This is a genomic window from Rhodobacter sp. SY28-1 (genome assembly GCF_005222785.1).
Lineage (GTDB): Bacteria > Pseudomonadota > Alphaproteobacteria > Rhodobacterales > Rhodobacteraceae > Tabrizicola.
In genome coordinates, this window is sequence record NZ_STGH01000001.1 from 943,518 (window position 1) to 963,740 (window position 20,223).

A 20,223-nucleotide genomic window follows, 5' to 3' on the forward strand; every position below is an offset into this window, starting at 1 on the left:
ACGCCGGGCAGGGCTTTCCATCGCCTTGCCCAAGTCTTGCCCGTTTCTTGGATTTCAACCGGCCCCATGGAATCGACAGAATCGTTCACACATCCGCCAGTATCTTCCCCCCGCCCAGCCCTTGTGGCCCTCGCGGCGATCGTCCTTTACTGGCTGTCCGAATATGCCGCTCAGGTCACGACCTTCGGCCCGGGCGGAGAGCTTTCACCCTGGGGTCTGCAGGTTGCCGTCGCACAAAGCGCAGTGGTGGTCGCCGGGCTGGTGGTCGCACTGGCGCTGGTCGGACGGCTCGACCTGCTGGTCCGGTCGGTGACGGTCCTGTTCCTTGTGGGCGGGGTGCTGAATCAGCTGCTCTGGACCCTGTTCCGCGAGGCGCCGCAGCTTTATGCGACCGAGGCGCGAGTCAGCCTTATCCGGGGCATCGTGCATCTGGTGCAGATCGCGCTGCTGGTTTGGCTTCTGCGTGCGCCCTTGCGCCAGTGGCTGCGGGCGGGGCTGGTGATGGCGGTGGTGTTCCTGGGGGCCAAGGAAATCGCGCTGCGCTGGTTCAGTGTCGATGAGTTCTATGTCTTCCCCGATGCGGCCTGGGCGGACGACTATACTCCGGTCGATGTCGAGGCGCTGTATGCGGCGCAAGATCGGCTGATGGGCGAGCAGATCGCTGCCCTTGCGCCCGGGGCGCCCGGAGAGCCGGATGTCTTTGCGCTGGCCCTGGGCGGGACGGCGGATCAGTCGGTGTTCCTGACCGAGGTCGAGAGTGTCGCGGGCATCCTGGATACTCAGTACGGCGCGGGGGCGCGGACCTTGCGGCTGGCCAACAGCCATGACCATCCGACCCGCTATCCGCTGGCGAACCGGGCGAACCTTGCCCGTGCCCTGTCCGAAATCGGCGCGCGGCAGGGGCAGGAGGACCTGGCCTTCCTGTTCCTCACTTCGCATGGCCGCGAGGACGAGTTCGCGCTGGAGTTCTACGAGGCGGGGACGAAGAACCTGACCTCCGACGAGTTCAAGGCAATGCTGGACGACAGCGGCATCGGCCCGGCGGTGATTGTCGTTTCGGCCTGCTTCTCGGGGTCGTTCATCGACGATATCGAAGCGCCCGACAGGCTGGTGATCACCGCGGCGCGGGGGGACCGGACGTCTTTCGGCTGCCGCGACGGGGCGGAGTGGACCGAGTTCGGCGAGTCCTTCTTCGACCGCGCGCTGCGGGCGGACCCGGACCCGCGCAAGGCCTTCCCGGTTGCGGCAGAGGACGTGGCGCGGAAGGAAGCGGCGGACGGGCTGACGCCCAGCCTGCCGCAGGTCAGCGAAGGCGCCGAGATCGGCGCAGTGCTGGACCGGGTGCTGGCAGCACGCGCGCTGTCCACGCCAGGGGTCGATTGACCGGGATCAAGGCACCGCGCCCGGCCAGAGTGCAGTCTTGCCCAAGGTTCGTGGGGAGCATTGCGATGGACGCCCGGTTCCCGGATCGCCGCGCGGCAGGTCAGGCGCTTGCGCCACGGTTGTCGCATCTAAGAGGACCAGGAACGCTGGTCCTTGGACTGCCGCGCGGCGGAGTGCCCGTCGCAGCCGAGGTGGCAACGGCCCTGAACGCGCCACTGGACATCCTGCTGGTGCGCAAGATCGGCATGCCGGAGAATCCGGAACTTGCGCTGGGTGCCATCGCCGGGCCTGCGGGCGAAACGCTGATCCTGAACGAGGCGCTGGTTCTGCGGTCCGGGCTTGGGCCGGCGGGGATCGAGGCGAGGGCTGCGCCCGAGCGGGCGGAACTGGCACGGCGGCGGGCTCTGTGGGGTGGGGGCGTGGAAATGGGGGCCGTGCGGGGCAAGACGGTCATCCTGGTGGACGATGGGGTTGCAACCGGGGCCACCATGCGGGCCGCGATCGCCGCGGTCCGGTCGGGTGAGCCCGCCCGCGTCGTGGTGGCAACGCCCGTTGCCCCGCCGGATGTGGTCGTGGCGCTGACCGGTCTGGCCGACGAGGTCGTGTGCCTTTTCTCACCCGCCGATTTCATCGCCGTGGGTCGGCATTATGCACTGTTCCCGCAGCTGCAGGATGACGAGGTGCGCCGCATCCTGGGTGCGGCGCGGCGTCCTGCGTCATCCGGTAGGTCGCAGGCGGGCTAGGCGGCACGCTGCCTTCCGGCTAAAGCTGCAGCAGCCCGATGCAGGGGCGATGGTCGGGAAAGGCGCACAGGATGACCCAGTTCAATCAACCCCTCGGCGGCAACGAGATGCCGCGTTTCGGCGGACCGGCTACGATGATGCGGCTGCCGGCAGCGACCAGCGCCAAGGGGTTGGACGCGGCCTTCATCGGCATCCCGATGGATCATGGCACCAGCAATCGCCCGGGGACCCGCCTTGGCCCCCGGCAGATCCGGGACGAGAGCCGCATGATCCGTCCCTACAACATGGCGACAGGGGCCGCCCCGTTCGAGCATCTGCAGGTCGCCGACCTGGGCGATGTGGCGATCAACACCTTCGACCTGAAGAAGACGGTGGACATCATCACCGCCCATTACCGGGGAGTGCTGGCGGAAGGCGTCATCCCATTGACCCTCGGCGGCGACCACACGCTGACCTGGCCGATCCTGCGCGCGATCAAGGAACGGCATGGCCCTGTGGCGCTGATCCATGTCGATGCCCATGCCGACATCAACGACACGATGTTCGGCGAGACAGTGGCGCATGGCTGCCCCTTCCGCCGGGCCTGGGAGGATGGCTGTCTGCTGAGCGACAAGGTGTTCCAGATCGGCCTGCGCGCCACGGGGTATGCGGCGGACGATTTCAACTGGGGCCGCGACAAGGGCTGGACGGTGGTGCAGGCCGAGGAATGCTGGCACAAGTCGCTGACGCCGCTGATGCGGATCGTGCGGGACAGGATCGGCGATGCGCCGGTTTATCTGACCTATGACATCGACAGCCTGGATTCGGCCTTCGCGCCGGGCACGGGGACGGTCGAACCCGGCGGGCTGTCGACATGGCAGGGGTTGGAGATCATCCGGGGCTGCGCCGGGTTGAACCTAGTGGGCTGCGATCTGGTCGAGGTCTCGCCCCCCTACGACCCTTCGGGCAACACCGCGCTGATCGCGGCGAACTACCTGTACGAGATGCTGTGCGTCCTGCCCGGCGTGCCGCAGAACCCGTCGCGGTTTTCGGGGCTGACGTTCTGACCGTCAGCCCTCGGTCGCGCCGACCTTGCAGCGCTTGACGCCGTCCTTGCTGGTCGTGCAGTCCGCGTCCTTCGGTTCCGGCTTGGCTGCCGGTGCCGGTTCTTCGGCCTTGGGTTCGTTTCCGCCGAACAGGCTGCCGATCATGTCGCTGATCCCGACATCTTCCGCCGCCGCGCCTGACGCGGCCTCGGCCTCCGCGGCCTTGCGACCGGCTTCCTCACGTCTGGCTTCTTCTTCCGCTCGCGCGGTGCGGGCGGCGTAGTAGGCATCGCGGTCCGTATCCGCCATGGCCGAGGCCAGCAGGATCACCGGCACCTTCCCCAGCCCCTCGGCCTTGTCGATCACGCTGGCATTCATCGCCTCGACATGCAGGGTTTCGAAGAAGGCCACCAGTTCGGCATCCTTCATCCGCTTGGGCGCCAGCACCCGCAGGTGGATCTGCGCGCCGACATCGGCCAGGAACAGCCGTCCCCGGAACCCTTCGGGCAGAAGATCCTCGGTCACGTCCAGGCCGCGGACGGTCATGAACGGGGTCCCGCGGAACTGCGCGCCCATGTCCTGCAGGTTCTTGCGCTGGTCCAGCGCCGCAAAGCCGGTGAAGATCAGGTTCGGATAGCGCACCGCGCGGATCAGTACAGTCCGGTCGCCCTTCTGATAGGCGAGGGTCGCGACCTCGGTGCCTTCGCCCGAATCGGTCTTCAGCAGGGACTCAAGCGCCGCAACGGCAGCCTTGTCGGCCTTCTTTTTCGAGCTGGGCAGGAACGGGTCGATATCCTCGGGGGCCACGGCACGGGCTTTCCAGCCTTCGGGCGGGCGTGGCAGCATGTCGGCCAGCTTGGTCGGCAGACCGCTTGTGCTGGCTGCGGCGGACAGACCGGCCACCCGGCCGGACAGATGCGACAGGTACTCGGAGAACGTCAGCTCCTGTGCGCTGTCGCCGCCGGCCATGCGCGCGGACATCTTGTAGTCGTAGAACATGTAGCCGCCCGCCGTGGTGGTGAGCATGAGAAGGGTGCCGATGAGCCGTATCACGAGTCAGTCCTTGTCTGCGCGCGCGTCAGGAATAGCCGGGAAATTGGGCAAGCTTCGGGCAAGGCGAAAAGATTCTTCCGGTCATGCCCGACGCCAGGCCGTGGACAGCGCGAAAAGCGTGGCCGCGATCACGATGATCGACGGCCCGGTCGGCGTGTCTTGCCAGAGCGACAGCGCCAGCCCGCCCAGACCCGACAGCGCGCCCACGGCAATCGCCAGAAGCGCCATCGCCTCGGGGGTCCGGGCCAGGCTGCGGGCGGTGGCGGCGGGGATGATGAGCATCGCCGCGATCAGAAGCGCGCCGACGATTTTCAGCGCGACCGCGACGACCAGGGCAAGGGCGATCGTCAGGACCAGCCGCTCGCGGTCGGGGTTGATCCCGGCGGCATGGGCAAGGTCTTCCGACAGGGTGGCGGTCAGCAGCCGCTGCCAGCGCCAGGCCATGAGGGCGAGGACGGCAAGCGATCCCGCCCAGACCAGCGCCAGGTCGGGCCGCGAGACGGCAAGGATGTCGCCGAAAAGGTAGCTCGACAGGTCGGTGCGGACGGCAGGGAAGAAGCTGACGGCGACAAGGCCGAAGGCGAGCGCCGAATGGGCGAGGACGCCAAGCGTCGTGTCCATCGCCCAGCCGCGTGCGGACAGGCCCGCAACGGTGACAGCCATGGCCAGCGCGACGGTGAGGGTGCCGATCCCGATGGGCAGGTCGGTGGCCAGCGCCAGCGCCACGCCCAGGACGGCGGCATGGGCGGTCGCATCGCCGAAGTAGGCCATGCGGCGCCAGACCACGAACGACCCGAGCGGCCCGGTGGCAAGCGACAGGCCGACAGCCGCCAGACCGGCGCGGACCAGGAAATCGTCAAGCATGGTCGTGCTCGTGGTGGTGATGATGGTGGTGCGGGTGGCCGTCTTCGTGATCGTGGTCATGTTCGTGGCGGTAGAGCGCCAGCGCGCCTTGCGTGCCAAGGCCGAACAGGGCGCGGTATTCCGGTGCGGTGGACACGACGCGGGGCGTGCCTTCGCAGCAGATATGGCCGTTCAGGCAGATCACCCGGTCGCTGGCGGCCATCACCACATGCAGGTCGTGGCTGATCATCAGGACCGCCGCCCCTGTCTCGGCCCGAACCTCCTCGATCAGCCGGTAGAAGGCGGCCTCGCCCAGCTGGTCAAGGCCCGAGGTCGGCTCGTCCAGCATCAGGAGTTGCGGCTTGCCCAGAAGGGCGCGGGCCAGAAGCACCCGCTGCAGCTGCCCGCCCGACAGGGTGGTCATCTGCTCCCGCTCCTGCCCCGCCATGCCGACGCGCGCCAGGGCCTCGGCGGCGGCATGATCGGTGACGCGGGTCGGCAGGGACAGGAACCGCCGGACAGTGATCGGCATCGTGCGGTCGACGGTCAGCTTCTGCGGGACATAGCCCACGCGCAGCCCCGCCTCGCGTAGGATGCGACCCTCGGCCACCGGGACGATGCCCAGAAGCGCGCGGAGGAGGGTGGACTTTCCGGAGCCGTTGGGACCGAGGATCGTGACGATCTCGCCCGGGTCGATCTTCAGGCTGATGTCGTGCAGCACTTCATCCGCCCCGAAGCGGACGCAGACATGGTCGGCGGACAGAAGGCTCATGCCTGCCCCCGGCAGTTCGGGCACAGGCCAAGCGCCTCGATGGTGGTGCGTTCGACCTGGAACCCGGCGCGGGCGGCCTCGGCCTCCAGCGACTGGCGGGCACCACTGGCTTCGGCCTCGGCGACCGTGTGACAGGCGCGGCAGATCAGGAAGGCGGGGGCATGGTCCTCGCCCGGGTGGACGCAGGCGGTGAAGGCATTCAGGCGCTGGATGCGGTGAGCAAGGCCCTGTTCCACCAGGAACTCCAGCGCGCGGTAGGCGACGGGTGGCTGGTTGCCGAAGCCTTCGGCCGCAAGCCGCGCCAGGACGTCATAGGCGCCAAGCGCCTTGTGTTCCTCCAGGAGGATCTCCAGCGCCCGCCGCCGCACCGGGGTCAGCCGGGCACCGGTGGCGGCTGTCAGCGCCTCGGCCCGTTCCAGCGCGTCATGCGAGCAATGAGCGTGGTCATGCGCGGCAAAGGCCAGATCGGGGGCCGCACAGCCTGGGCAGTCGTGGGTGTCGGGCATCGGCGGCTCTTGACCTGTTATGATATTACATACATAGAGCGGATCATGTCAGAAGGAACCCGCCCGATGCGTTATATCATTACTCTTTTTGCCACCGCCACCCCCGCACTGGCAGAGGTCCCCAAGGTGGTTGCCGATATCCCGCCGGTTCATGCGCTGGTGGCGCAGGTGATGGGCGATCTGGGCCAACCGGACCTCTTGCTGGCCAAGGGCGCGGACGAACATGACTTTCAGCTGAAGCCCAGCCAGGCAGGCGCGGTGGCGGATGCGGACCTGGTGGTCTGGATCGGGCCGGAGCTGACCCCGTGGCTGGACGGCGCGATGGACAGCCGTCCCGAGGGCGCTTCGGCACTGGCGCTGCTGGATGCCGAGGGCACGGTGCGGCGTCCCTATGGTGAGGCGAAGACGGACGACCACGGGCACGAAGATGAACATGCCGATGAGGCGGGGCATGACCACGGGCACGATCATGGATCGGAAGACCCGCATGCCTGGCTTGACCCCGGCAATGCGCAGGTCTGGCTGGGGTTGATCGCGGCCGATCTGGGCAAGCTGGACCCGGATAATGCCGCGACCTACACGGCCAATGCGGCTGCGGCAAGCGAGCAGATCGCGGCGCTGGATGCCGAGTTGCAGGCGCTGCTGGCTCCGGTCAAGGACAAGCCGTTTGTGGCCTTCCACGACGCCTATGGCTATTTCGTCGATCATTATGGCCTGAAGCAGATGGGCAGCATTGCCGAAGGCGACGCAGCCTCGCCCGGGGCCGCACGGCTGGCGGACCTGCGCGCCACGCTGGAAGCGGGCGAGGTCCTGTGCATCTTCCCCGAGGTGCAGCACGACCCGGCTTTGGTGAGCCAGATGGCCGAAGGGACCGGCGCGAAGGTCGGCGGGGCGCTGGACCCGGTGGGCTCGTCGCTGGAGCCGGGTCCGGGGGCCTATGCCGCGTTGTTGCGCGGGTTGGCGCAGACGATCGCGGATTGTGCGGGCAGCTAAGGACGAAGGTGGGCGGAATCGCCCGCCCTACGCCTGTGCCAAGGCCAGAAGCCTGTCGCAGTCGACATGCGCGGCAAGGTGGTCGGCCAGGGCGTCCAGCGTCTCCTCGACTGTCCGGTCGTAGCTGACGTTGCCGGGTGTGGCGCCAAGGCTGGCAAGGAAGGCGCGGCGGAAGGCGTCTTCGGTGAACATGCCGTGAAGGTAGCTGCCCATGACGCGGCCATCGGGGCGCACGGCACCTTCGGGCTGGCCGTTCACAGTGAACATGGGCTGCGTCCGGTCGGGGCCGGAGGTCGCGCCGAGGTGGATTTCGTAGCCTCTGACCCGGGTGCCCGAGGCGGAGTGCAGCGCCTCGGTTTCCGTGACGCGCTTGTCGGGGGTCATTGTGGTCGTCAGGTCGAGAAGGCCGAGGCCGGGGACGGAGCCGGGCTTGCCCTCGATCCCTTCCGGATCGGAGATTTCGCGGCCAAGCATCTGGTAGCCGCCGCAGAGGCCGAGGACCTTTGCGCCGCGTCTCAGGGCGGCGGCGAGGTCGATGTCCCAGCCTTGGGCGCGGAAGTAGCTCAGGTCGGCGATGGTCGCCTTCGAGCCGGGGAGGATGATGAGGTCGGCCTCGACCGGCAGGGGCTGGCCGGGTTTGATGATCCTGAGGGTGACACCGGGTTCCTGCGCCAACGGGTCCAGGTCGTCGAAATTGGCGATGCGGTTCAGGTGCGGGACGGCGATCAGGAAGTCTCCGGTCCCCCGCGTGCCGCCAAGGTCGGCGGCGTCTTCGGCGGGGAGCTTGTGGGCATGGGCGAACCAGGGGATGACGCCGAGGCCGGGCCAGCCGGTGCGCTGCTCGATTAGGCGATAGCCGTCGTCGAAAAGCCGGGGGTCGCCGCGGAACTTGTTGATGAGGAAGCCCCGCATCATCGCCGCGTCTTGCGGGTCAAGGACGGCCTGGGTGCCCACGAGTTGCGCGATGACGCCGCCGCGGTCGATGTCTCCGGTCAGGATCACCGGAGTCTGTGAGGCGATGGCGAAGCCCATGTTGGCGATGTCGCCCGCGCGCAGGTTCACCTCGGCCGGGCTTCCGGCGCCCTCGACGATCACCAGATCGGCTTCGCCGTGCAGGCGGTGGAAGCTGTCGAGGACCGGGGCCATCAGCTGCGGCTTCAGGGCGGCGTAATCCTTTGCGCGGACGGTGGTGAGCCGCTTGCCCTGGACGATGACCTGCGCGCCGGTTTCCGACTCGGGCTTCAGGAGGACCGGGTTCATGTCGACATGCGGCTGCACCCCGCAGGCACGGGCCTGCAAGGCCTGAGCGCGGCCGATTTCGCCCCCGGTGGCGACGGCGGCGTTGTTCGACATGTTCTGCGGCTTGAAGGGGCGGACGGTCAGGCCCTGGCGGCTGAAATGGCGGCAGAGGCCCGCGACCAGCAGCGACTTGCCGACGTTCGAGCCTGCGCCCTGGATCATGATCCTCATGTCTTGCGCGCCATGAGCCCGAGGAAGAACACCCCGCCGACAAGGCCGGTGACGACGCCGATCGGCATGTCCTCGGGTGCCATGACGACGCGAGCGACGGTGTCGGCACCGACAAGGAAGATGGCCCCGGCAAGGGCGGAGAGGGGGAGAACGCGGGCGTTGTCTCCCCCCACGGCGAAGCGGACGAGGTGGGGCATCATCAGGCCCACAAAGCCGATGAGGCCGGAGAAGGCGACCATCACGCCGGTGATGAGGGCGCCTGCGACGAAGACGGTCAGCCGGAAACGGGCAACGGGGATGCCAAGCGAGGCGGCGGTTTCATCGCCGAGGCTCATGGCGTTCAGGGCACCGCTTTGGCTCCAGAGCCAGAGGCCCGCGGGGAGGAGGACGGCCAGCGGATAGATCAGGTGCGACCATTGGGCGAGGCCGAGGCCGCCGAGCATCCAGAAGACGACCGTGTGGGTGGCCTTGGGATCGCCGAGGAAGATCAGCACATTGGCCCCGGCCATGATGATGAAGCTGACGGCGACACCCGCCAGGACGAGGCGGTCGGCGCTGGTTGCCCCCGTCACCCGGGCCACGGCCAGGACAAGGACTGTGGCGGCAAGCGCTCCGCCAAAGGCCATGAGGGGGACGGTGAGGAGGCCGAGAAAAAGCCCGGTGTGGAGGAGCGCGGCAATCGCCCCGAAGGCCCCGCCCGAGGAGATGCCGAGAAGGTGGGGGTCGGCCAAGGGGTTGCGGGTCACGGACTGTAGGGCGGCGCCGGTGATCCCGAGGCCCGCGCCGACGAGGGCGGCGAGGAGGGCGCGGGGGAAGCGGATGTCCCAGACGATGGCCTCACGCCCTTCGGTCCAGTCGGGGGTGACGAGGCCGGGGACGAGGTGGTTCGCCAGGACACCCCAGACGGTGGAAAGGGGCACGGGGACAGCCCCGACCGACACGGCGAGGAGGATGGCGAGGAGGAGGACGCCGCCGCCGCCAAGCGCGAAGCCCGCGCGGCGGGTGAGGCGGAGGGTGGCGGAGGTGGGGACGGTGAGGGGCGTTTCGGTCATGGGTGGCCCCCGGGGGCGACTCGTCCTGCGCCATCGGCTTCTCCTCGCGGGGTGGCCAGATAAGAGCGGCGAACCATGGGGATGAGCGGGGCGCGGGGCTGCGTCATTCGGCCTTCCCCAGGATCGTGCGGGCGGCCGTCTGGCCGGAGAGGTATGCGCCGTGGGCGGTGCCTGAATAGTCGGGCTCGGTCGCTTCGCCGGCGAAGATCAGGCGGCCGTCCCAGTCGGTCCCGGCAAAGGCGCGGCGGGTCTTGGGCGAGGTGTCGGGGGCGTGGAAGGAGTAGGAGCCGAGCGCGAAGGGGTCTTGCGACCAGCGGGTGATCTGGGCCGCAAGGGGGGCGGGGAAGGCGGTGCCGAACATGGATTTCAGCGCGGCATGCGCCTCGGCCATCATCGAGGCGTCGTCGAGGGCTTCCTTTTCGGCGGCCTGCGATCCGGCGTGGAAGGCGAGGAGGACGGGGGCCTTCAGTGCTCGGCCAAGGCTGACCCATTGCGACCAGTGGCCGTCCATTGGGGAAAGCCATTCGATCCAGTCGACGCTGTCGTCCCAGGCGATGCGGTCGAAGCGCAGCCAGCATTTGTTCAGAAGGCCCATGCCGAGGCTGTCGATGGCGGCTTGCCGGGCGGGGGCGAGAGGTTCGGCAAGGGTGACCTGCCCGGATTGCAGGACGCCGAGGGGCAGGGTGACGATGGCCTGGTCGGCGGCGATGGTGGTGCCGTCGGCCAGGGTCGCCGCGACGCCTCTGGCGGTGGGCGCGAGCGCGGTGACGGTTTGGCCGAGGCGGATGGTCAGGCTTTTTGCGAGGTGGGCCGCAAGCCGGTCGATGCCGGCGGGAAAGAGGACATCGGGGCCGTCGAACTCTTCCGCGGTGTCGACGTACCAGGCGGAGGTCTTGGTCCAGTCGCCCGAGTATTCCTGTTCGAAAGCGCCGTTGATGTAGTGGCGGACCTTGCGACGGGTCTGGGGGTCGGCCTCGGCCCAGCCGGGGGAAGACTGGACAGCTTCGGCCAGGGAGACATCTGCCGAAAGGTCCTCGGCTGCGGCACGGGCGTCTTCGACGAGCGCTTCGGCGTCGTCATGGCCAAGGTCGGCCTCTTGCCCATCGGGGCCAAGGGAGAGGCTGCGGTCGTAGGAGGTGGTGATGCGCTGTGCCCCGGCCTCGTCGGCCAACGCGGTCAGGGGGTTGCCCTTGGTGCCGTGGATCCAGCTGGCGCCGAGGTCCATGGGCAGGTCGGGCCAGAGACGCGAGGTGTGGAGGCGCCCGCCGATCCGGTCGCGCGCCTCGATCACGGTAACCTGATGCCCCATAGCCTGCAGGTCGCGCGCGGCGGTTAGGCCCGCGAGACCCGCGCCGATGACCATTACACGCCGCTGCGTCTGCGCGCGCGCCCGAGACGCCAGAAGCGCTGCGGGCAGAAGGGACAGGGCCTGGCGGCGGTGCATCGGTGGTCAGTTCCCCCAGAAGCCCGCCACCAGCTTTTCCACCGCGCGGATGTTGCGGGGGCCGGGCGTGGCCTCGACGTATTCCAGCACCAAATAGCGGTCGTTCTTCACCGCGTCGATGCCCGCAAAGGCCGGATTGCCTTCAAGGAAGGCGATCTTCTGCTCGGCCGTCACATCGCCGTAGTTGACGATGACGATGACCTCGGGATTGCGTTCCACCACCGGCTCCCAGGCGACGGTGGCCCAGCTTTTATCGAGGTCGTCCATGATGTTCCGGCCGCCAGCGGCCTCGATCATCGCGGTGGGGATGGCATAGGCCCCGGCGGTGAAGGGCGTTTCCTCACCCGAATCGTAGACGAAGACGCGCAGGGGCTGGTTGCGGTCGACGCTTGCGGTGACCTCGGCGATTTTCGCCTTGTAGCCGTCCACCAGCGCCTGCGCCCGATCCTCGACCCCGAAGATCGTGCCGAGGTTCAGCAGGTCATTGTACATGTCGTCCATGCTGGACTTGGCTTTGGGGCCGATATGGATGCAGCTTTCGGTCAATTCGTAGGTCTTGATGCCCAAGGGTTCCAGCGTTTCCGGCGTGACCTCGCCACCGACCTTCATGCCGTAGTTCCAGCCGGCGAAGAAGAAGTCGGGCTCGGCCCCCAGCAGGACCTCGCGGGTGGGATACTGGGCGGACAGTTCCGGCAGTTCGGTGATGCCGGCGCGCAGTTCCTCGTCCAGCGTCTTCCAGCCCGAGACGCCGGTATAGCCGACCATCCGGTCGCGCAGGCCAAGGGCCAGCATCATCTCGATCAGGTTCACGTCATTGGCGATGGCGCGGGCAGGGGGCGCGTCGAACGTGACCTGCCGGTTGCAACTTGGCACGGTGACCGTGAAGGCCAGCGCGGGGGTGGAGAGGAGGAAGACGGCGAGGAGGGCGGTTTTCATTCAGTGGTCCGTGAGGTGGAAAGAGAAACGGGGGGTGGAGCCGGTGCGGTCGATCCGGGTCGCAACCTGGAAGGCGCGGGCAATGGTGGCTTCGGTCAGGGCCGCATCGGGCGTGGCATCGGCGATGACGCGGCCCTGATCCAGGATCAGGACGCGGTCGGCGAATTCGGCGGCCAGCGTCAGGTCGTGCAGCGTGCAGACCACGGCCAGCCCAAGGCCGCGCAGAAGCCTCAGGAGTTCCAGCTGATGCCGGATGTCGAGGTGGTTGGTCGGTTCGTCCAGCACCAGGATGCGGGGTTCCTGCGCCAGCGCGCGGGCGACCATGACCCGCTGACGCTCGCCCCCCGACAGGGTGCCAAAGCGGCGATCGGCCAGATGGGCCAGGTCCATGCGAACCATCGCGGCATCGGTGATGGCCTTGTCGCGGGACCCCGGACCCATGCCCTGCCGGTGCGGCAGGCGGCCAAGCGCGACAATGTCGCGGGTGGTCAGGGCAAAGTCGGTCGGCTGTTCCTGCAACACCGCCGCGACGGTGCGTGCGGCCTGGCGGGCGGGGGTGAGCCAGAGGTCGCGGCCCTCGACGATGACCGACCCGGAGAGGGGGGCCTGATGCCGGTAAAGGAGCCGCAACAGCGAGGATTTCCCCGCCCCGTTCGCCCCGCAGATCGCCAGCACCTCGCCCTCGGCCAGGCTGAAGGAAATGTCGTGCAGGATCGCGGGCGTGCGCTTCGGCCCCCAGGTGACGTTGCGCAGTTCGAGGACGGTCACTGGATCGCCCCTTCCCGGGTGACGATCATCGCAGCCGGGATGCGGGCCAGCGTGGTGTCGCACAGGCGCTGCGGCAGGTCGCGCCCGGTCATCCAGCCGTCGTCGACGGCGGCGTAACTGCGGGCGAAATCCACCAGATCGTCCAGAGGTTGATCGGGATCGATATCGCCGAACAGCCAGGTGGCCTTTTCGGTGGCGCGGTAGCCGACGACGCAAGGCGCGCCATGATCGGGGACGCAGCCCGCAAGGCAGGCGGTGCCCGAAACCTCGAATGTCTCGCCAAGATCGGCGGCAGCGATTGCCGCGTGCAGCTTCTTCAACAGGTCGAAGCCCGGCTTGCAGGCATCACCCTTGTGCTTGCAGGCCTTGCACACAAGGATCTGGTGCGGTGCGGATTGCGCCACGGAATAGGATCGGGCCTTGGGCCGCGGGTCGTCCATCGAACACTCCTTCCGGGGCACCCCGCCCGGGTCTGGTCGGCTTCGATGGCAGGTCTCCTGACTTCGCGGGTCACAGCTTTCCCCCACCTTCCCGGCTGTCGCCAGTGGCTTCGGAGGGTCGCTCGCCGCTTACAGTTGCGGGGGCAGTCGGGGATTTGGCGGCTGATGCCTACACCTCACCCCATTCCCTTTTCACCCGGCGGCGCTTTGCGCTGTGCCGGGAACCATCGCCCCCTGTGTGCGCCGGAACGGCAGGCCGATCAAGACGGAAAGCGACACAGTGCGCGCTGCCCGCGCCAGGCGGTCGGCATGCGTGACATGCACACGCACGACAGGCGGTTTCTGGACGGATCGGGGGAGGAGTGGTGGCGAGGGAGGCCACCAAACTACCATTCAACCTTGTCTCACATAGCCCCACTTTGTCCTTATTTTATTGAACTATAGTTTGGTTCCCTATATCAAGCTATCTCATGTGGGTTCATGCAATCCCACCGAAATAGGTGGGATAATCGGTGGGATAGTAGCGATGGGGAAGTTCACTGACAGAGGGGTGAGGGGCAAGCTGGCCCCAGGGCTACATGCTGATGGCGACGGGCTTTATCTCTCTGTGTCAACGGCTGACGCCCGATCATGGATCTTTCGGAGCACCATCAAGGGCCGCACAACAGGCAAGGGGACACCTTACCGAGTTGAGATCGGGCTAGGGTCGCTCAAGGACATTGGTCTTGCGGAGGCGCGCGAGAAAGCCGCGCAGATGCGGAAGCAATGTCGAGCAGGCGTTAACCCGCTGGATCAGAAGCGCCGTGAACGCCAGACGTTTGAGCAAGTCGCGTTACAGCTCTACGCTAAGGAAGAGCCTACTTGGGCCGCGAGTCATGCGAAGCGGTGGCTGGCAAGTCTTGAGGTCTATGCCTTCCCGAAGATTGGAGGTCGTCCCATCGAGGACATTCGCAGGCCGGACGTCGTCGACGTGCTGGAGCCCCTTTGGCGCAGTAGGCACGAGACGGCCCGGAAGCTGAAAATCCGTCTGGCGCAAGTGATCGACTACGCGACGGATCGCGGCCAGTATCACGAAGCGAACCCCGCGCGGGGTACGATCCGCTCACTTGAGACTTTCGATCGGAAGCCCGTGCACATGGCCGCGATGCCTTGGCCTGACCTGCCAGCCTTCATGGATCAACTGGGCGAGCGTGAGGGTGTGTCGGCCCGGGCCCTGGAGTTCGCGATCCTCACCTGCGCCAGAAGCGGAGAGGTGCGCGGCGCGACGTGGAGCGAGATCGACGAGAAGGCCAAGGTCTGGACCGTGCCGGCCGAGAGGATGAAGGCCCGCAGGGTGCATCGCGTGCCGCTCTCCGAGGCCGCTCTCGCCGTGCTCGCGAAGGTGCGCGGGCTGGAGTCTGAACTGATCTTCCCCAGCGCTCAGCGCGATAGTGAGGGCAGAGCAAAGGTTATGTCTGACATGGCCTTCAAAGCGCTCTACGGGCGGATGAAGATCGAGGGCATCACGACCCACGGCTTCCGGTCGTGCTTTCGCGATTGGTGTTCCGAAAGCGCCCGGGCCGACTTCGAGATTGCCGAGGCTGCGCTGGCCCATTCGGTCGGCACAACCGTTGCAAGGGCCTATGCGAGATCCGACCTGTTCGAGCGGCGGCGCGACCTGATGGACGTTTGGGCGCGCTATGCGACTGGGCAGGCAGGGCAAGTCGTGCAACTGGTGCGCGCATGACGCCGGAAGTCGAGGCCGAACTGAACAAGATCGGCTGGGCGCGGGTCGTCGATCCATGGCAGCGAGCTTGGTTTTCGACTACACTGAAAGTCTACGGCGGCTTGGTCGCGCCTAGCCCAAAAGCAGCAGTGGCGGCAGCCAAGCGGCATCGCAGACTTTGCGTTGCGATCCTTGCGAGTGTCGAGGGCCTGACCGCACTCTCAGACGATGCACGAGGCACGATCAATCTGGAGTCGACGCCAGTTGACCATCGGGATGAAGGCTGGCCTGATCATGTCGGAGTTGCCATTGAGGCTCTTCATGCGATTAGCCCAGGCCTGCTCCGCTGGGAAGAGTTTCTGAAGCACGAAGAAGAGAGGGCCAAACGCGGGCGACCGAAAAATGAACCCGCTTATCGGATTGCATCTGCACTGGCTGAGATTCACCTGATCGGCAAAGGGAAACCACCGAAGGTCGGCCGACTTGAGGATGGGGGCGGCCCAAGCGGCATCTACGGGCAGACCGTGGCGAACGTTTGTGCGCTGCTGGGTATCAAAGTTGCAGATGTGGTCCCCCCTTGCCTAGAGGCAGTCAAAGGACTGACACCGGAGCGGATTGCTGCGATTCGAATTGCTGTGAATCCTCGATCCACTTCTCAATCAGACGCGCGAATGGAGAAATTCGCCCGCTGACCCTGCGTTTCTCCATTTGGACCGGGGGAGACGGACCTGACACCTTTGGCGGCAGATGAAACCGCAAGAGGTCCTTCCGATGACGCCCGAACCCCTCTACCTCTCTGTCCGTGAAGTTGCCGCGCACTTTGGTTGCGGCGTTTCGACTGTCTGGCGCTGGGTCAAGCTCGGCTCCTTTCCGGCTCCGATGAAGATCGGGGGCCTGACACGATGGCATCGCAGCACCATCGACGCCTTTGCCATGACGCGGCGCGCAGCCTGATCATGACGCGCGCCGAGGTCCGACGACTCTTAAACAACTGGCCTCTGGTCTTGCGGCTAGCCACTGATCCGTGGGCCAAAGAGTTTGCTGAGTCGGTCTGGAAACAGGCCGGGAACGACATGCGCTGGATGCCCAGCCGCAAGCAACTTCGGATCATGCGCACAATGGTTCGGGAAGCTGAGGCCCAGCGCGAAGATGACTTCGTGTTGATCGAGGACTGAATTTAAGTGGCCCACCGCACTTGTTCGGCGGGCCGGTCAGCGGTCGGTAGGCTCTGGACGGGCTGGACGGTGGCGCTGATCGGAAGAGGTTTACCATGGGGTGCCCCCGAAGACCAGACTGCAGTCCGAAAGGCCGAAGCAGGGGGGCCGGTGCCAGTGATTGAAGGCGTCGGAAGTAGCGGCCAACCGGAGGGCGAAAATCACGCGCACCTTCGGGCCCTAAGCGGCGGCCAGGCTCCGTTGAGCAGGCAAGATCGCGCGGGCATGGGGACTTACCCGAGCCAGTTGGCTGGGGTAGGTCGTCCTATGCCCGCCACAGCAGCCTCACCATTGAGCAGGCCAAAGAGGCAAGAGCGAACGATGACGTCGATCAACCTCAGCGCGGTCGAACGAGCGGCGATTTCCCAAACATACTCGGTCGACCGGATCCGCGAAAAAGTCGCGCCAGTGCCTACAAAGTGCAGCCGGTCGCTGATGCGCAGCTAGCAGTCGGTCGCGTGCTGGCTGAAATAGTAGCAGTCGCCGCTGTCTCTGGTGGCCGCAGAATAGATGCCGAAGATCACCCAAGCGGCCGCAAAAATCGTCAGGATGGGATGCTTGTGGAATTCATTCATGGCATACCTCCGAACTCACTTTGGCGACACTGTCTTGCGCGTCAGCCATAGCAGAGTTCTTCCCCGTCCTCGCCCACTTTCTGGCGCCGCCGCACTCGCCACCGAGCCAGAGGTCGGCCCGCGCGTGAGGAGCACCACCCGCCGTCCACCTTTTCATCCCGTGCGGTTTTGTTCGGGCCTTTTCTTGTTGATCTGGGCCGCGAAGAAGACGGGTTGACCAGTTGTCGCATGGCAGACGCTGGAAGTAAGCCTTGAAGCCTGTTTTCGGCCACTGTGGAGCGTGTGGTGAGGCTCCCCGGTCGCCAAGCACTCTCCCCCCACTCCGCAGGGTTGACGCTCTCCTTTCCGCGTCCTGCTAGGCGGGAATCCTCTCCTACTACTTCAGCAGTCAGCGTTGACGCTGGACATCGCGGACTGTCTATTGGGTTTGTCCAGTAGAGGCATTTCATGACGCCGCAAGAGTTCATCGCCAAATGGCGCACCGTCGAACTGAAGGAACGCTCTGCCAGCCAATCCCATTTCAACAACTTATGCGCACTTCTCGGCCTCAAGGAACCGACATCTGAAGACCCCAAGGGCGAATGGTTCACCTTCGAAAAAGGCGCCTCGAAATCATCGGGTGGCGAAGGCTGGGCCGATGTCTGGCGCAAGGACTGCTTCGCCTGGGAATACAAGGGCAAGCGCAAGGACCTGAACGCCGCCTTCGCCCAGCTTCAGCAATACGCTATCGCGCTGGAAAACCCGCCTTTGCTGATTGTGTCCGACATGGACCGCATCCGCATCCACACCAACTGGACCAACACCGTCCAGAAGGTGCACGAGATCACCCTGGAAGACCTGCTTGACGGGGCCAAGCGCGACCTTCTCAAGGCCTGCTTCATCGACCCCGAACGCCTCAAGCCCCAGAAGACCCGCCAGGTCCTGACCGAGGAAGCTGCCAATCGCTTTGCCCAGATCGCCCAGCGGCTGCGCGCCCGCGGCCATGATCCGCAGGCCGTCGCCCATTTCGTCAATCGCCTTGTGTTTTGCATGTTCGCGGAAGACGTCAACCTTCTGCCGCCGAAGATGTTTGAGCGGATGATCCGGGCCGCCCGGCCCAAGCCAGAAACCTTCGCCACCCTTGCCGCCACCCTGTTTGCCGCAATGCGGACCGGCGGGCTGGTCGGCTTTGAACACGTCGAATGGTTCAACGGTGGGCTTTTCGACACCGACGACACCCTCCCCCTGACCTGGGAGGATATGGACGATCTGATCCGCGCCACCGACATGGATTGGTCGGATATCGACCCCTCAATCCTTGGCACCCTCTTTGAACGCGGCCTTGACCCGGACAAGCGCAGTCAGTTGGGCGCACACTATACCGACCGCGACAAGATCATGCAGATCGTGCGGCCGGTGATCGTGGAGCCCCTTCTAACCGAGTGGGAGGGCGTAAAGGCCCGGATCGTGGCCGAACTCGACAAGGCTGAAACCCTGACCGGCAAGGCAGCCACCAAGGCAAGGGCCGAGGGCCAGCGCCTTCGCAGCGAATTCGGCGAAAAGCTGCTGAACTTCCGAGTGCTAGACCCGGCCTGCGGATCGGGGAACTTCCTATATCTCGCGCTTCTGGAACTGAAGAACATCGAACACCGGGTGAACCTAGAGGCCGAGGCGCTGGGCCTGCCCCGCGAATTCCCCCGCATCGGACCCGAGGCTGTGCTGGGAATCGAGCTGAACCCTTATGCCGCCGAACTGGCCCGCGTGTCGGTCTGGATCGGGGAAATCCAGTGGATGCGCCGCAACGGGTTCGAAGCCGCGAAGAACCCGATCCTCAAGACGCTGGACACGATCCAGAACCGGGATGCCGTTCTGAATGCCGATGGAACGCGGGCAGACTGGCCCAAGGCCGATGTGGTCGTGGGCAACCCGCCGTTCCTGGGCAACAAGAAGATGATCCGCGAACTGGGTGAGGATTACCCGGTCGCCCTGCGCAAGGCGTGGGGCAACGTGCCAGGCGGGGCCGATCTGGTGTGCTACTGGTTCGCCAAAGCTTGGCAGCAGATGCAGGCGGGCGACTTGTCCCGCGCCGGCCTGGTCGCCACCAATTCCATCCGGGGTGGGGCGAACCGCGAGGTGCTTCGACCCATAGTCGAAGGCGGGCGCATCTATGAAGCGTTGAGCGATGAAGGCTGGACAGTCGACGGTGCTGCCGTGCGCGTGTCGCTTGTCTGTTTCGATAGTGACAGAGGTGGGGCAGCGAGTCTCGATGGGAGAAAGGTCGATGTGATTTACTCGGACCTTTCGGCGAGCGTCAGTGGAATAGACATCAGCAGTGCGTCGCAGCTGCAAGCCAATAGAAACGTAATGTTTCAGGGCGTAAAATTTGTCGGAAGTTTCGATATCGATGAAGCAATCGCCGTCGACTGGCTTCGCGCCCCTTTGAATCCAAATGGCAGGCCCAATTCTGATGTTCTAAGGCTCTGGTTCAATGGTATGGATGTAACACGCCGCGCCGAGCGGCGATGGGTAGTGGATTTTGGACCATACGCAACGTTTGCGGACTCAGTTCTATATGAGCAGCCTTTTGAGCATGTGAGAAAATTTGTGAAGCCAGTTAGGGACAACGTCCGAATGGCTTCGCGGCGAGACTTTTGGTGGCGGTATGGTCGACCTTCGGAGGGGATACGGGATTGCATGAAGAAAGACCGGTTCATTTCCACACCGGAAGTTTCTAAACATCGGGTCTTTGTTTGGAAGTATAAGGGCATGCTTCCCACGGGATCTGTCTATGGAATCGCGCGCGACGATGACACCACCTTCGGCATCCTGCACTCACGGTTCCATGAACTCTGGGCGCTGCGCATGGGCACCTCACTGGAGGATCGGCCCCGCTACACCCCCTCCACCACCTTCGAAACCTTCCCCTTCCCCGAAGGTCTAACCCCCAACATTCCCGCCGCCGACTATTCTGCCGACCCCCGCGCGCAGAAGATCGCCGCCGCCGCCGCCCGGCTGAACGAGCTTCGCGAAAACTGGCTGAACCCGCCGGACCTTGTGCAGCGCGTCGCCGAGGTCGTCCAAGGCTATCCGGACCGCATCCTGCCCAAAGACGCTAAGGCCGAAGCCGAGTTGAAGAAGCGCACCCTGACCAACCTCTATAACGCCCGCCCAGCTTGGCTGACCCTTGTCCACAATGCCGTGGATGAAGCTGTAGCCGAGGCCTACGGATGGGGCGATGATTGGCACGCGGGCAAACTCACCGACGACGAAATCCTCGCCCGCTTGTTCCACCTGAACCAAGAACGGGCAACAGCCTAGAGAT

Annotated in this window: 20 protein-coding genes and 1 riboswitch; of the genes, 9 read left to right on the top strand and 11 right to left on the bottom strand. The window is 65.7% G+C overall.

Translation table 11 applies throughout. The annotated features are described in order from the left end of the window. Positions 1–66 precede the first annotated feature (66 nt). From E8M84_RS04625 to speB, 3 genes are all read left to right on the top strand, one after another. Positions 67–1,383, top strand: a complete 1,317-nt coding sequence (locus tag E8M84_RS04625) for a C13 family peptidase (RefSeq protein WP_137109987.1) — start codon at positions 67–69, stop codon at positions 1,381–1,383. Positions 1,384–1,448: 65 nt separating this feature from the next. Further along, entirely contained in the window at positions 1,449–2,126 is a 678-nt protein-coding gene (locus E8M84_RS04630; protein ID WP_137109988.1) for a phosphoribosyltransferase, read from the top strand. A gap of 71 nt (positions 2,127–2,197) precedes the next feature. Then, positions 2,198–3,172: an agmatinase gene (gene speB, locus E8M84_RS04635; RefSeq protein WP_137109989.1), complete on the top strand. Its 975-nt coding sequence runs from the start codon at positions 2,198–2,200 to the stop codon at positions 3,170–3,172. Between the two features lie 3 nt (positions 3,173–3,175). Here the strand turns inward: speB and E8M84_RS04640 are convergent, their stop codons facing one another. The 4 genes from E8M84_RS04640 to E8M84_RS04655 form a co-directional block, all read right to left on the bottom strand. Beyond that, positions 3,176–4,204 carry a hypothetical protein gene (locus E8M84_RS04640; RefSeq protein ID WP_137109990.1) on the bottom strand — a complete coding sequence of 343 codons (1,029 nt, stop codon included), beginning with the start codon at positions 4,202–4,204 and terminating at the stop codon, positions 3,176–3,178. Between the two features lie 81 nt (positions 4,205–4,285). Then, entirely contained in the window at positions 4,286–5,068 is a 783-nt protein-coding gene (locus E8M84_RS04645) for a metal ABC transporter permease (RefSeq protein ID WP_137110831.1), read from the bottom strand. Next, the gene (locus E8M84_RS04650) at positions 5,061–5,819 is read right to left on the bottom strand and encodes a metal ABC transporter ATP-binding protein (RefSeq protein WP_137109991.1); all 759 of its coding nucleotides are present in this window, start codon (positions 5,817–5,819) and stop codon (positions 5,061–5,063) included. Before E8M84_RS04650 ends, E8M84_RS04645 begins: the two co-directional genes overlap by 8 nt. Continuing rightward, complete coding sequence (locus tag E8M84_RS04655; protein ID WP_137109992.1) at positions 5,816–6,325, bottom strand: Fur family transcriptional regulator; 510 nt, start codon at positions 6,323–6,325, stop codon at positions 5,816–5,818. Before E8M84_RS04655 ends, E8M84_RS04650 begins: the two co-directional genes overlap by 4 nt. 66 nt (positions 6,326–6,391) lie before the next feature. On the opposite strand from E8M84_RS04655, the gene E8M84_RS04660 reads away from it, so the two are divergent. After that, the gene (locus E8M84_RS04660) at positions 6,392–7,318 is read left to right on the top strand and encodes a zinc ABC transporter substrate-binding protein (protein ID WP_137109993.1); all 927 of its coding nucleotides are present in this window, start codon (positions 6,392–6,394) and stop codon (positions 7,316–7,318) included. 27 nt (positions 7,319–7,345) lie between these two features. On the opposite strand, the gene E8M84_RS04665 is transcribed toward E8M84_RS04660, so the two are convergent. The 6 genes from E8M84_RS04665 to E8M84_RS04690 form a co-directional block, all read right to left on the bottom strand. Further along, on the bottom strand, positions 7,346–8,788 hold the full coding sequence (locus E8M84_RS04665) for a cobyric acid synthase (protein WP_137109994.1): 1,443 nt from the start codon (positions 8,786–8,788) through the stop codon (positions 7,346–7,348). Then, positions 8,785–9,840: an iron ABC transporter permease gene (locus tag E8M84_RS04670; RefSeq protein WP_137109995.1), complete on the bottom strand. Its 1,056-nt coding sequence runs from the start codon at positions 9,838–9,840 to the stop codon at positions 8,785–8,787. The genes E8M84_RS04665 and E8M84_RS04670 overlap by 4 nt, the downstream gene beginning before the upstream one ends. Positions 9,841–9,943: 103 nt before the next feature. After that, positions 9,944–11,284, bottom strand: a complete 1,341-nt coding sequence (locus E8M84_RS04675) for an FAD-dependent oxidoreductase (RefSeq protein WP_137109996.1) — start codon at positions 11,282–11,284, stop codon at positions 9,944–9,946. Positions 11,285–11,290: 6 nt separating this feature from the next. After that, complete coding sequence (locus E8M84_RS04680; RefSeq protein ID WP_137109997.1) at positions 11,291–12,220, bottom strand: ABC transporter substrate-binding protein; 930 nt, start codon at positions 12,218–12,220, stop codon at positions 11,291–11,293. Continuing rightward, positions 12,221–12,988, bottom strand: coding sequence for an ABC transporter ATP-binding protein (locus E8M84_RS04685; RefSeq protein ID WP_137109998.1), 768 nt, complete (start codon positions 12,986–12,988; stop codon positions 12,221–12,223). Continuing rightward, positions 12,985–13,428 carry a DUF1636 domain-containing protein gene (locus E8M84_RS04690; RefSeq protein WP_137109999.1) on the bottom strand — a complete coding sequence of 148 codons (444 nt, stop codon included), beginning with the start codon at positions 13,426–13,428 and terminating at the stop codon, positions 12,985–12,987. The genes E8M84_RS04685 and E8M84_RS04690 overlap by 4 nt, the downstream gene beginning before the upstream one ends. Positions 13,429–13,457: 29 nt before the next feature. After that, a riboswitch (cobalamin riboswitch) is annotated at positions 13,458–13,672 on the bottom strand. A gap of 282 nt (positions 13,673–13,954) precedes the next feature. On the opposite strand from E8M84_RS04690, the gene E8M84_RS04695 reads away from it, so the two are divergent. From E8M84_RS04695 to E8M84_RS04710, 4 genes are all read left to right on the top strand, one after another. Continuing rightward, a complete protein-coding gene (locus tag E8M84_RS04695; protein ID WP_137110000.1) occupies positions 13,955–15,154 on the top strand; it encodes a site-specific integrase in 1,200 nt (399 codons plus the stop codon). After that, positions 15,151–15,825 carry a hypothetical protein gene (locus tag E8M84_RS04700; protein WP_137110001.1) on the top strand — a complete coding sequence of 225 codons (675 nt, stop codon included), beginning with the start codon at positions 15,151–15,153 and terminating at the stop codon, positions 15,823–15,825. Before E8M84_RS04695 ends, E8M84_RS04700 begins: the two co-directional genes overlap by 4 nt. 79 nt (positions 15,826–15,904) lie before the next feature. Continuing rightward, entirely contained in the window at positions 15,905–16,087 is a 183-nt protein-coding gene (locus tag E8M84_RS04705; protein ID WP_205914562.1) for an AlpA family transcriptional regulator, read from the top strand. Positions 16,088–16,089: 2 nt separating this feature from the next. Then, positions 16,090–16,308 (top strand): hypothetical protein, encoded by a 219-nt coding sequence (locus E8M84_RS04710; protein WP_137110003.1) that lies wholly within the window; start codon positions 16,090–16,092, stop codon positions 16,306–16,308. A gap of 482 nt (positions 16,309–16,790) precedes the next feature. Here E8M84_RS04710 and E8M84_RS21785 read toward each other — a convergent pair whose 3' ends face one another. Beyond that, positions 16,791–16,922, bottom strand: coding sequence for a hypothetical protein (locus E8M84_RS21785; protein ID WP_276607104.1), 132 nt, complete (start codon positions 16,920–16,922; stop codon positions 16,791–16,793). A 447-nt stretch (positions 16,923–17,369) separates the two neighbouring features. On the opposite strand from E8M84_RS21785, the gene E8M84_RS04715 reads away from it, so the two are divergent. Further along, complete coding sequence (locus tag E8M84_RS04715) at positions 17,370–20,219, top strand: class I SAM-dependent DNA methyltransferase (protein ID WP_137110004.1); 2,850 nt, start codon at positions 17,370–17,372, stop codon at positions 20,217–20,219. The last annotated feature ends 4 nt before the right edge of the window (positions 20,220–20,223 follow it).

Coding starts and splice junctions, on each gene's coding strand:
- E8M84_RS04695 (WP_137110000.1), top strand. CDS start 13,955: ATGGGGAAGTTCACTGACAGAGGGGTGAGGGGCAAGCTGGCCCCAGGG.
- E8M84_RS04670 (WP_137109995.1), bottom strand. CDS start 9,840: ATGACCGAAACGCCCCTCACCGTCCCCACCTCCGCCACCCTCCGCCTC.
- E8M84_RS04715 (WP_137110004.1), top strand. CDS start 17,370: ATGACGCCGCAAGAGTTCATCGCCAAATGGCGCACCGTCGAACTGAAG.
- E8M84_RS04625 (WP_137109987.1), top strand. CDS start 67: ATGGAATCGACAGAATCGTTCACACATCCGCCAGTATCTTCCCCCCGC.
- E8M84_RS04710 (WP_137110003.1), top strand. CDS start 16,090: ATGACGCGCGCCGAGGTCCGACGACTCTTAAACAACTGGCCTCTGGTC.
- E8M84_RS04700 (WP_137110001.1), top strand. CDS start 15,151: ATGACGCCGGAAGTCGAGGCCGAACTGAACAAGATCGGCTGGGCGCGG.
- speB (WP_137109989.1), top strand. CDS start 2,198: ATGACCCAGTTCAATCAACCCCTCGGCGGCAACGAGATGCCGCGTTTC.
- E8M84_RS04655 (WP_137109992.1), bottom strand. CDS start 6,325: ATGCCCGACACCCACGACTGCCCAGGCTGTGCGGCCCCCGATCTGGCC.
- E8M84_RS04690 (WP_137109999.1), bottom strand. CDS start 13,428: ATGGACGACCCGCGGCCCAAGGCCCGATCCTATTCCGTGGCGCAATCC.
- E8M84_RS04665 (WP_137109994.1), bottom strand. CDS start 8,788: ATGAGGATCATGATCCAGGGCGCAGGCTCGAACGTCGGCAAGTCGCTG.
- E8M84_RS04660 (WP_137109993.1), top strand. CDS start 6,392: ATGCGTTATATCATTACTCTTTTTGCCACCGCCACCCCCGCACTGGCA.
- E8M84_RS04645 (WP_137110831.1), bottom strand. CDS start 5,068: ATGCTTGACGATTTCCTGGTCCGCGCCGGTCTGGCGGCTGTCGGCCTG.
- E8M84_RS04675 (WP_137109996.1), bottom strand. CDS start 11,284: ATGCACCGCCGCCAGGCCCTGTCCCTTCTGCCCGCAGCGCTTCTGGCG.
- E8M84_RS04630 (WP_137109988.1), top strand. CDS start 1,449: ATGGACGCCCGGTTCCCGGATCGCCGCGCGGCAGGTCAGGCGCTTGCG.
- E8M84_RS04650 (WP_137109991.1), bottom strand. CDS start 5,819: ATGAGCCTTCTGTCCGCCGACCATGTCTGCGTCCGCTTCGGGGCGGAT.
- E8M84_RS04680 (WP_137109997.1), bottom strand. CDS start 12,220: ATGAAAACCGCCCTCCTCGCCGTCTTCCTCCTCTCCACCCCCGCGCTG.
- E8M84_RS21785 (WP_276607104.1), bottom strand. CDS start 16,922: ATGAATGAATTCCACAAGCATCCCATCCTGACGATTTTTGCGGCCGCT.
- E8M84_RS04705 (WP_205914562.1), top strand. CDS start 15,905: ATGACGCCCGAACCCCTCTACCTCTCTGTCCGTGAAGTTGCCGCGCAC.